We start from the raw sequence: 10,775 nt of genomic DNA on the forward strand, positions 1-10,775 counted from the left end.
AGGACGCCCGTCGATCGACGGGCGTCCTCTTCGCGTGTCCGGCGGATGCGCGCGGGAGGATGGCGCGAATGCGCATATGAGCAGATGGGTGCGCGAACGCTGAATCCGGCCTACCCTGGAGGAGGAAGGAGGACACCGTGGAAGAAGATCTGCTCATGGTCCGGGCCGCCGAGCTGTACTACGACGAGGACAAGACGCAGGACGAGATCGGTGGTCTCCTGAAGATCTCCCGGTGGAAGGTCGGGCGCCTTCTCACGCAGGCGCGGCAGCGCGGCATCGTCCGCATCGAGATCGTCCACCCGCGCGCACGTCGACTCGGCCTCGAGCGCGAGCTCGTGGAGCGCTTCGGTCTCACCGACGCCGTGGTCGTCCCCTCTCCCGAGGGTGACGAGGGCACCCTGGAGCGCGTCGCTCAGGCGGCCGCCGACTTCCTGACCGCCCTCCGCCCTGTTCCGCGCACTCTCGGGGTGAGCTGGGGCAAGACGCTCCGTGCCGTGGCCGAGGCCCTGCCCGACGGGTGGGCGAACGGCGTCACCGTGGTGCAGCTCAACGGCGGCGTCAGCCTCAACCGGCGCTCGGGCGGGGCCGCGGGACTCGCGGTGACCATCGCCCAGCGCGCCTCCGGCCAGGTCTCCCTGCTGCCGAGCCCCGCGATCCTGGAGCACGTCGAGACGAAGCAGGCCATCGAAGGGGACCGCACCGTCGCGGCCGTGCTGGAGGAGGCCGCGGACGCCCAGGCGTTCCTGTTCACCGCCGGACCGTGCGATGCGACCTCCGCCCACGTCGAGAACGGCTATCTCACCGCCGACGATGTGGAGGAGCTCGCGCGCCGCGGCGCCGTCGGCGACGTCCTCGGGCGCTACGTCGACGCCGAGGGCAACATCGTCGACCCGCAGCTGGACGCCCGCACGGTCGGCGTCTCGCTCGACCGTCTGCGCGGCGCCGCGCGGGCCATCTTCGTGACGGCGGGCCCCGCCAAGCACGACATCGCGCGCACGGTCGTGACCAGCGGCCTGTGCGGGGTCCTGGTGACCGATGAGACCACAGCACGAGCATTGTTGGAGGAACAGTGACGACGACAGAACTCAGCCGCAGGACGGCGGTGGACGTCCTCGGCGGTGAGCCGGACGACGCGACCCTCCGTCGCTTCCTGCACGGCCTCCCTGGCGTGGACGCCGTCGGGCTGGAGCAGCGCGCTGCCGGCCTCGGCACCCGCTCGATCAAGACGACGTCGAAGGCGCGGGCGCTGGACACGATCATCAAGCTGATCGACCTGACCACCCTGGAGGGCGCGGACACCCCCGGCAAGGTGCGGTCCCTCGTCGCCAAGGCGAAGAACCCCGACGCCGCCGACCCCTCGACGCCCCGCGTCGCCGCGGTCTGCGTCTACGGCGACATGGTCGCCGGCGCGGTCGAGGCCCTCGGAAGCCTGCACGGCGACCCCGACGACGGCCTCATCTCGGTCGCCGCCGTGGCCACCGCCTTCCCGAGCGGCCGGTCCTCCCTCGCGATCAAGCTCGCCGACACCGCGGAGGCGGTCGCGGCCGGCGCGGACGAGATCGACATGGTCATCGACCGTGGTGCCTTCCTGTCCGGCCGCTACGGGCTGGTGTTCGACCAGATCGCCCAGGTCAAGGAGGCGTGCCGCCGCGAGGACGGCTCGTACGCCTCGCTCAAGGTGATCCTCGAGACCGGCGAGCTGAACACGTACGACAACATCAAGCGCGCCTCCTGGCTCGGCATCCTCGCCGGCGGTGACTTCATCAAGACGTCGACCGGCAAGGTGCAGCCGGCGGCGACGCTGCCGACCACGCTGCTCATGCTGGAGACGGTGCGCGACTGGTATCGCGGGACGGGCGAGCGCATCGGCGTGAAGCCCGCCGGCGGCATCCGCTCGTCCAAGGACGCGGTCAAGTACCTGGTGACCGTCGCCGAGACCGTGGGGGAGGAGTGGCTCCAGCCGCACCTGTTCCGCTTCGGCGCCTCGAGCCTGCTCAACGACGTGCTCCTGCAGCGCCAGAAGCTCACCACCGGCCACTACTCCGGCCCCGACTACGTCACGATCGACTAGGACACCCGACATGTCATTCCTGGAATACGCTCCGGCTCCGGAGTCCACGGCGGTGCTGAACCTCAAGGACAGCTACGGGCTGTTCATCGACGGCGAGTTCGTCGACGGCTCCGGCACGCCCTTCCGCACCATCTCCCCGGCGACCGAGAAGGACATCGCCGAGATCGCCTCCGCCGACGACGCGGACATCGACCGCGCCGTCGCCGCGGCACGTCGCGCCTACGACAAGGTCTGGTCGCGCATGAGCGGCCGCGACCGGGGCAAGTACCTGTTCCGCATCGCCCGCCTCGTGCAGGAGCGCGCCCGCGAGCTGGCCGTCGCCGAGAGCCTCGACAACGGCAAGCCGATCAAGGAGAGCCGCGATGTGGACGTGCCCCTCGTCGCGTCCTGGTTCTTCTACTACGCGGGGTGGGCCGACAAGCTCGACTACGCCGGTCTGGGCGCGAACCCGCGCGCCCTGGGTGTCGCCGGGCAGGTCATCCCCTGGAACTTCCCGCTGCTGATGCTCGCGTGGAAGCTCGCGCCCGCGCTGGCGGCCGGCAACACGGTCGTGCTCAAGCCGGCCGAGACCACGCCGCTGACGGCACTGATCTTCGCCGAGATCCTGCAGCAGGCCGATCTCCCCGCCGGGGTCGTGAACATCGTCACCGGAGCCGGGGCGACCGGTGCCGCCCTGGTGCGTCACCCGGACGTCGACAAGGTCGCCTTCACCGGCTCGACGGGTGTGGGTCGCGACATCGCCCGCGCCGTGGCGGGGACGAACAAGAAGCTGACGTTGGAGCTGGGCGGCAAGGCCGCGAACATCGTGTTCGACGACGCGCCGATCGATCAGGCCGTCGAGGGCATCGTCAACGGCATCTTCTTCAACCAGGGCCACGTGTGCTGTGCGGGCAGCCGCCTGCTGGTGCAGGAGTCGATCCACGATGAGGTCGTCGACCGGCTGAAGAACCGGCTGTCGACGCTGCGTCTCGGCGACCCGCTCGACAAGAACACGGACATCGGCGCGATCAACTCGGCCGCGCAGCTCGCGCGTATCCGCGAGCTGAGCGACATCGGCGAGGCCGAGGGCGCGGAGCGCTGGACCGCCGACTGCGCGATCCCGGAGCAGGGCTTCTGGTTCGCCCCGACGATCTTCACCGGCGTCGAGGCCTCGCACCGCATCGCCCGTGACGAGGTCTTCGGGCCGGTGCTGTCGGTCCTCACCTTCAGGACGCCCGCCGAGGCGATCGCGAAGGCCAACAACACCCCGTACGGTCTCTCCGCCGGCATCTGGTCCGACAAGGGCTCGCGCATCCTCGCGGTCGCGGATCGGCTGCGTGCGGGCGTCGTGTGGGCGAACACGTTCAACCGTTTCGACCCGTCGAGCCCGTTCGGCGGCTACAAGGAGTCCGGGTTCGGCCGCGAGGGCGGTCGCCAGGGGCTCACCGCCTACCTCAAGGGAGCCGCAGCATGAGCAAGCGACTGACCGTTCCGAAGACCTACAAGCTCGCCATCGGCGGGGCCTTCCCCCGTAGCGAGTCCGGACGCACGTACGAGGTCGTCTCCCGCAAGGGCGCCTTCCTCGCCAACGCGGCCAAGGCCTCCCGCAAGGACGCCCGCGATGCGGTCGTCGCCGCGCGCGCCGCCGTCAAGGGCTGGTCGGGGGCGACGGCCTACAACCGCGGCCAGGTGCTCTACCGCGTCGCCGAGGTGCTCGAGGGGCGCCGCGCGCAGTTCGTCGACGAGATCGTGGCGCAGGAGGGCATCTCGTCCTCTGCGGCCACGGCCCAGGTCGACGAGGCGATCGACCTCTGGGTCTGGTACGCCGGCTGGTGCGACAAGTACGCCCAGGTGGCGGGCAACGCCAACCCCGTCTCCGGTCCGTACTTCAACATCTCGGTGCCCGAGCCCACGGGCGTGGTCGCCATCGTGGCTCCGCAGGACTCGGCCCTGCTCGGCCTGGTCTCTGTCATCGCCCCGGCCCTCGTCGCCGGGAACACCGTCGTCGTGGTCGCGAGCGAGCAGTACCCGCTCTCCGCGATCAGTCTCGCCGAGGTGCTGGCGACCAGCGACGTGCCAGGCGGCGTGGTGAACGTGCTCACCGGTTCGCCGGCGGAGATCGCGCCGTGGCTTGCCTCGCACCAGGACGTGAATGCCCTCGACCTCGCCGGCGCCGGTGCGCTGGAGTGGGTGGACATGCAGATCGCCGCCGCGGACACGCTGAAGCGCGTGCTCGCCCCCGGTGATGTGGTCGCCTCGCCGGAGCGGATCGCCGCGTTCACCGAGGTCAAGACGGTCTGGCACACCAAGAGCATGGTCTGACGACACGTCAGGACGACCGAGGGCCCCGTCGCGCACCGCGCGGCGGGGCCCTCGTCGTGCGGGTAGCGTGCGGGTGACGCCGCTGCTGTGGTTTCATGGCCGAATGATGGCGACCTCCGGCGTTCGCGCCCGCCCCGGGCGTGTGACGCTCGTGCTCGCGGCGATCCTCGTGCTCGGCGGATGCGCTGCGGCGCCGGCCGGCGTCGCCGCCGGAGAGCCGACGCCGACCGTGACGCCCACCGCCGCCTGCCCGCAGGTGGACGGCGCCGAGCTTCCGCCGGAGTGTGCGCCGTACGACCCGGAACACGCGATGGAGCAGAACGACCGGCATCGTGAGCGGATGGAGACGTCGGCCGAGGCGCGGGCGGCCGCCGAGCAGCCGGTGGCGGACCTCCGCGTGCGTCTCGAAGCGCTGCGCACGGAGAGCACGATCTCCGTGACCGCCGTCGAGGACGCCTTGCGCGAGGTCGGCCTCGTCCATCACGTCGCCCGGGGAGATGCGCGCGCGGTGGCGTTCGGGGCCGACGGTCCCTCGGGCGGCTGCGTCTTCGGAGAGGTGCGTCCGGACGACGTCCGGATCGATGTCGGGGGATACATCATGGACGGCGGCTGCCTCCCCGCCGAATGACGGTGGAGGCATCGTCATCCGCCGGACCCGCCGAACGACTCGTCGCCAATGCGGCCCGGTGTCGTATGCAGCGGTTAGGCTCGAAGAACGATCCTGATCCCCCCGAGGAGGACGCGCATGGCCCGCATCGGTGAAAGCGCTGACCTGTTCAAGTGCTCTTTTTGCGGAAAGAGCCAGAAGCAGGTGCAGCAGCTCATCGCCGGACCCGGCGTGTACATCTGCGACGAGTGCGTCGAGCTCTGCAACGAGATCATCGAAGAGCGCATGGCGGAGTCGTCCGCCGAGGGTGTCGCCGAGTTCGAGCTGCCGAAGCCCCGCGAGATCTTCTCGTTCCTCGAAGAGTACGTCGTCGGACAGGAGCCCGCGAAGCGCGCGCTGTCCGTCGCCGTCTACAACCACTACAAGCGCGTGCGCGCGCACGGCACCCTGCAGCCGGCCGAGCAGAAGGCCGAAGAGGTCGAGATCGCCAAGAGCAACATCCTGCTCATCGGCCCGACGGGCTGCGGCAAGACCTATCTGGCGCAGACGCTCGCGAAGCGCCTCAACGTGCCGTTCGCCGTCGCCGACGCGACGGCACTGACCGAGGCGGGCTACGTCGGCGAAGACGTCGAGAACATCCTGCTCAAGCTCATCCAGGCCGCCGACTACGACGTGAAGCGCGCCGAGCAGGGCATCATCTACATCGACGAGGTCGACAAGATCGCCCGCAAGGCCGAGAACCCGTCGATCACCCGCGACGTGTCGGGCGAGGGCGTGCAGCAGGCGCTGCTGAAGATCATCGAGGGCACGGTCGCCTCGGTGCCGCCGCAGGGCGGTCGCAAGCACCCGCACCAGGAGTTCCTGCAGATCGACACCTCGAACGTGCTCTTCATCGTTGCCGGGGCCTTCGCCGGGCTGGAGGACATCGTCTCGGCGCGCGTCGGCAAGCACGGTGTCGGCTTCGGCGCTCCGCTGCACGACAAGGGCAAGGACCTCGATCTGTTCAGCGAGGTGCTGCCGGAAGACCTCCACAAGTTCGGTCTCATCCCGGAGTTCATCGGTCGTCTGCCCGTCGTGACGAACGTGTCACCGCTCGATCAGGCCGCCCTCATCGACATCCTCACCGGTCCGCGAAACGCCCTCGTGAAGCAGTACCAGCGCATGTTCGAGCTCGACGGCGTCCAGCTCGAGTTCGAGGAGGACGCGCTGCGCTCGATCGCCGATCTCGCCGTCGAGCGCAAGACCGGTGCCCGTGGACTCCGTGCCATCCTGGAGGATGTGCTCGGCCCGGTGATGTTCGAGATCCCGTCCGCCGACGACGTCGCCAAGGTGATCATCACCCGTGCCGCCGTCGATGAGGGTGCCCCGCCCACCATCGTGATGGAGCGCAAGCGCAAGAGCGCCTGAACGCCTGCTCAGGCCACGGGCATGAGCAGGTCCGTGCGGAGCTCGTCGGGATCGACACCGGGGTCCGAGACGTAGACCTCGATCCAGACGCCGCGCGGGTGCAGCCCCGCCTCCGCGGCGCGCGCGACCAACCCGGCCCAGCCGGCGCCGAGGCCGTCGTAGGAACCGAAGACGCTGCTCGCGACGGCCTGCCCGCTCGGCAGGGTCGCGGCGATGATGGCGGCCCCGTCGCCGGTGGCGATCGGGTCGGAGGGTGGGGCCTGCACGGGGAAGCCGAGCTCCAGGTCGAACACGCCCATCGGATCGCCGTGATAGATCGCGAGTGCCGGGCCGGCGGGGATCAGCGTGCCGGCGGCGAAGGCTGCACCGATCGCCGCGTATCCGGAGTCGAAGACATCGCGGAGGTCGGCGATCCGGATGCCCTCGTGGCGGATGACGGCCAGGGGAACGGCGTCCAGCTCCAGGCTGTCCGTCGGGCCGAAGGGAGCGTCGGGGAATGCGTCCATGCGCTCAGGGTCTCACGACTCAGGAATCCAGTCCACGGCGTTTCAGGAGCGGCTCGATCTCGGCGTCCCGTCCGCGGAAGTCGCGGTAGGCGGCCAGCGGGTCCTTCGCGCCGCCGACCCCGAGCAGCCGGTGGCGGAAGCGGTCCCCATTGGCCCGGGTGAGGCCGCCGTTCTCCCGGAACCACTCCACGGTGTCGGCGTCGAGCACCTCACTCCAGATGTACGAGTAGTACCCGGCGCTGTAACCCCCGGAGAAGACGTGGGCGAAGTAGGTGGAGGAGTACCGGGTCGGAACGGCGGGGTCGTCGAGCCCGATGTCCGCCAGCGCGGCCGCCTCGAATCCGGCGACGTCGTGCACCGCGTCGTCGACGGAGAGCCGGTGCCACGCCTGATCCAGCCACGCCGCGGCGAGGTACTCGCTGGTCGCGTGGCCCTGGTCGAAGGTCGCGGTCTCCCGCAGCCGCTCCACGATGGCGGGATCCAGCGGTTCCCCGGTCTCGTGATGCCGGGCGTAGTGATCCAGGACCTCGGGCCAGAGGATCCACATCTCGTTCACCTGACTGGGGAACTCGACGAAGTCGCGGAACACGTTGGTCCCGGCGAAGTGCGGGTAGGTCACCGTGGAGAACAGGCCGTGCAGAGCGTGCCCGAACTCGTGGAACAGCGTCGTCACCTCGTCGAGCGTCAGCAGCGTGGGCTCGCCGTCGCCGGGCTGCGGGACGTTGAGGTTGTTGACCACGACCGGGGCGCTGCCGCGCAGCCGGGACTGGCTGACGATCGCGTTCATCCAGGCCCCGCCGCGCTTGGAGTCTCGCGTGTAGAGGTCGAGCACGTAGAGACCCAAGGGGGAATCGTCGGCATTGCGCACTTCGAAGACGCGGGCCTGCGGATGGTAGGCCGCGAGGTCGTGCCGCTCGTGGAAGGTCACCCCGTACAGGCGGGTCGCCGCGAAGAACACGCCGTCCTGCAGCACGCGCTCCGCCTCGAACCAGGGGCGCAGGGCGGCGGTGTCGATGTCGTAGCGGGCGGTGCGCACGCGCTCGGTGTAGAACGCCCAGTCGTGGGCCTCCACGGGGAAGGGCTCCGGTTCGGTCTCGTCGACGATCGCCTGGAGCGCGTCCCGTTCGGTGCGGGCGTTCCGGGCGGACGGCGCAGCCAACCGGCGCAGCATCCGCTCGACGGCCTCCGGAGAGCCCGCCGTCTCGTCGGCGGTGATGTACGCGGCATGCGACGGGTATCCGAGGAGGCGCGCGCGCTCGGCGCGGAGGCGCACGATCTCGCGCAGCACCGGGCGGTTGTCGTTGCCGTTGTCGCGCGAGCCGCGCGCGCGCGACGCCGCCATGATCCGGCGACGGGATTCCCGCACCGCGAGCCGGGCGAGCGCAGGGTGGCCGGTGAACAGCGGCAGGGTGAGGAGGTAGCGGCCGTCGAGCCCGCGGTCGGCCGCGGCGCGTGCGGCGGCGGACAGCTCGCCGGTGCTGAGGCCCTCCAGTTCGGCGGCGGAGTCGAAGACCACGGCGAGGTCGTTCGTATCGCTCAGCAGGTTCCGCTCGAACGTGTTCGTGAGCACGGACAGCTTCTGGTTCAGAGCCGTGAGCTGCGCCTTCGCCTCGTCGTCGAGCCCGGCGCCGGCATGCGTCATCTCGCGGTGGTAGCGCTCCACCAGGTAGCGCTGCTCAGGATCGAGGTCGAGCGCCTCACGCTGCTCGTACACGTGGGCCACGCGGGCGTAGAGGGCCGCATCCAGCGTGATCGCATCCTGATGGGCGGCCATGAGCGGAGCGAGCTCTTCGTCGATCGCCTGGATCTCCGGTGTGGCATCGGCGGAGCTCACCGTGTAGAACGCGTGCGCCACCCGGTCGAGGAGATCCCCCGACCTCTCCAGCGCCTCGAGGGTGTTCTCGAACGTCGGCATCGACCGTACCCGGGTGATGTTCGCGACCTCGGCGAGCTGCGCCGCGAACCCGGCGCGGAAGGCGGGGAGATAGTGCTCGGGCCGGATGGCGCGATAGTCCGGGAGTCCGAAGGGGAGGGTCGACGGCTGCAGCAGCGGGTTCGTGGCGTCGCTCATCCTCCGAGCCTAGCCATCGCCGTCCCCGGAACGCTCCGCGCTCAGACGGGTCATCACCTCTCGCAGGGCATCGACGACGACACGGACCGAGCGGCGGCGCAGGTTCTCCGGTCGTGCGAGGACGTCGATCATGCGGTGCGTGCTCACGCCTCGGAGTGGGATGCGCACGATGGCGCGATCGTCCACGCTGCGCGAGGTGAACCGGGGGAGCATCCCCAGGACGCCGCCGGCGGCGACCACCGCCGACACCGCACCGTAGTCGTTGATGCGGTGCCGGACCTCGACCGGGCGGCGGGCGACGGCGGCGACGGCGCGGAGCACGTCGTCGGGGGAGTACCCCACACGGCTCGTCACCCACTGCTCGTCGGCGATCTCGTCCGGCGAGAGGGTGCGGCGACCGGCGAGAGGGTGCTCGGCGGAGACGGCGACGTCCAGAGGCTCGCGGACGAGACCCACGGCGCGGACACCCTCGGTCGGCCACGGGGCGGAGTGCTCCATCCGGTGGGCGAGGACGAGGTCGTACCGCGCGGTGAGCCCGGGGAACTCGCTCTGCGCGACGTCCTCGTCCGTGAGGTTCACGGTCGGGGCATGCTCCTTCCCGGACAGCTCCCGTACGAGCGGGCCGAAGAGCGCCTGACCGACGCTGTGGAAGCCGCTGACGCTGACCTCTCCCGTCGCCGCGCCCTCGAAGTCGTCCAGGGCGTGGCGCGCTGCCGCCATGGCGTCGATGGCCTCGGCCCCGGCCGCCGCGAGCACCTCGCCGGCGGAGGTCAGCACGAGGGTGCGGCCCCGGCGACGGGTGAGGGGAGCGGGGAAGGAACGCTGCAGGGCGGCGAGCTGTTGCGAGACCGCGGAAGGGGTGACTCGGAGGGCATCGGCGACGGCCGTCACGCTGCCCAAGGCTCCGAGCTCGCGGAGGATCTGGAGCTGATGGAGTTCCACTCCCATAGTTTAGTCAGAGCTATAGAGACGATACAGAAGATGCCGATTGCTCTACAGCAAGGGGATGCGATGGGATCGGAGTATGAAGGCTCTGTTCAAGGAGGAACCCGGCGCCGGCCTCGCGCTGGTGGAACGCCCCGACCCTGTCGCGGGTCCCGGCGAGGTCGTCATCCGCGTCCTCCGCACCGGCATATGCGGTACCGATCTGCACATCCGTCGCTGGGATGACTGGGCGGCCTCCGCGATCGCCGCGCCCCTCATCCCGGGTCACGAGTTCTATGGCGAGGTCGTCGAGATCGGACCGCTCGTCCACGACATCTCCGTCGGCGACCGGGTGTCCGGCGAGGGGCACATCGTCTGCGGCACGTGCCGGAACTGCCGTGCCGGGCGCCGGCAGATGTGTATCCGCACGATCGGACTCGGGCTCCAGCGCGACGGAGCGTTCGCCGAGTACCTCTCGCTGCCGGCGACCAACGTGTGGGTGCACCATGCCGAGGTCACCCCGGAGCTCGGCGCGATCTTCGACCCGCTCGGCAACGCCGTGCACACCGCTCTCCGCTTCCCGCTCGTCGGCGAGGACGTGCTCGTCACCGGGTGTGGTCCGATCGGCCTGATGGCGATCGCCGTCGCCCGGCATGCGGGCGCCCGCTTCATCGTCGGGACCGACGTGAGCGCGCCGCGGCTGGAGATGGCACGAGGGATGGGAGCCGACGAGGTCGTCGATGTCTCCCGCCAGGAGATCCACGACGCGCAGCGGGCGCTCGGCATGCGCGAAGGTTTCGACATCGGCTTCGAGATGAGCGGCGCGGCGTCGGCGCTCCCGGCGATGATCGACAACATGAACCACGGCGGACGCATCGCCATGCTCGG

General features: G+C 70.2%; 10 protein-coding genes. 7 read left to right on the plus strand and 3 right to left on the minus strand.

The genetic code is table 11. The annotated features are described in order from the left end of the window. The first annotated feature begins 137 nt into the window (after positions 1–137). From DW296_RS12140 to clpX, 6 genes are all read left to right on the plus strand, one after another. A complete protein-coding gene (locus tag DW296_RS12140) occupies positions 138–1,073 on the plus strand; it encodes a sugar-binding transcriptional regulator (protein ID WP_136052442.1) in 936 nt (311 codons plus the stop codon). Next, positions 1,070–2,071 carry a deoxyribose-phosphate aldolase gene (gene deoC, locus DW296_RS12145; RefSeq protein ID WP_136052443.1) on the plus strand — a complete coding sequence of 334 codons (1,002 nt, stop codon included), beginning with the start codon at positions 1,070–1,072 and terminating at the stop codon, positions 2,069–2,071. The genes DW296_RS12140 and deoC overlap by 4 nt, the downstream gene beginning before the upstream one ends. Before the next feature lie 10 nt (positions 2,072–2,081). Then, positions 2,082–3,524, plus strand: a complete 1,443-nt coding sequence (locus DW296_RS12150; RefSeq protein ID WP_136052444.1) for an aldehyde dehydrogenase family protein — start codon at positions 2,082–2,084, stop codon at positions 3,522–3,524. Then, entirely contained in the window at positions 3,521–4,372 is an 852-nt protein-coding gene (locus DW296_RS12155; RefSeq protein ID WP_136052445.1) for an aldehyde dehydrogenase family protein, read from the plus strand. The genes DW296_RS12150 and DW296_RS12155 overlap by 4 nt, the downstream gene beginning before the upstream one ends. 103 nt (positions 4,373–4,475) lie before the next feature. Then, a complete protein-coding gene (locus tag DW296_RS12160; protein ID WP_136052446.1) occupies positions 4,476–5,000 on the plus strand; it encodes a hypothetical protein in 525 nt (174 codons plus the stop codon). A 117-nt stretch (positions 5,001–5,117) separates the two neighbouring features. Beyond that, complete coding sequence (gene clpX / locus DW296_RS12165) at positions 5,118–6,386, plus strand: ATP-dependent Clp protease ATP-binding subunit ClpX (protein ID WP_136052447.1); 1,269 nt, start codon at positions 5,118–5,120, stop codon at positions 6,384–6,386. Positions 6,387–6,394: 8 nt separating this feature from the next. On the opposite strand, the gene DW296_RS12170 is transcribed toward clpX, so the two are convergent. The 3 genes from DW296_RS12170 to DW296_RS12180 are packed head-to-tail and all read right to left on the minus strand — an operon-like array spanning position 6,395 to position 9,905. Further along, positions 6,395–6,892 carry a GyrI-like domain-containing protein gene (locus DW296_RS12170; RefSeq protein ID WP_136052448.1) on the minus strand — a complete coding sequence of 166 codons (498 nt, stop codon included), beginning with the start codon at positions 6,890–6,892 and terminating at the stop codon, positions 6,395–6,397. 19 nt (positions 6,893–6,911) lie between these two features. Beyond that, entirely contained in the window at positions 6,912–8,963 is a 2,052-nt protein-coding gene (locus tag DW296_RS12175) for a M3 family metallopeptidase (protein WP_136052449.1), read from the minus strand. 9 nt (positions 8,964–8,972) lie between these two features. Next, positions 8,973–9,905, minus strand: coding sequence for a LysR family transcriptional regulator (locus tag DW296_RS12180; protein WP_136052450.1), 933 nt, complete (start codon positions 9,903–9,905; stop codon positions 8,973–8,975). A gap of 82 nt (positions 9,906–9,987) precedes the next feature. Here DW296_RS12180 and tdh point away from each other — a divergent pair. Then, positions 9,988–10,775: L-threonine 3-dehydrogenase (gene tdh, locus DW296_RS12185; protein WP_136052451.1), on the plus strand; the 788-nt coding region annotated here is incomplete at its 3' end.

The organism is Microbacterium sp. K36, from assembly GCF_004794355.1.
Lineage (GTDB): Bacteria > Actinomycetota > Actinomycetes > Actinomycetales > Microbacteriaceae > Microbacterium > Microbacterium paraoxydans_D.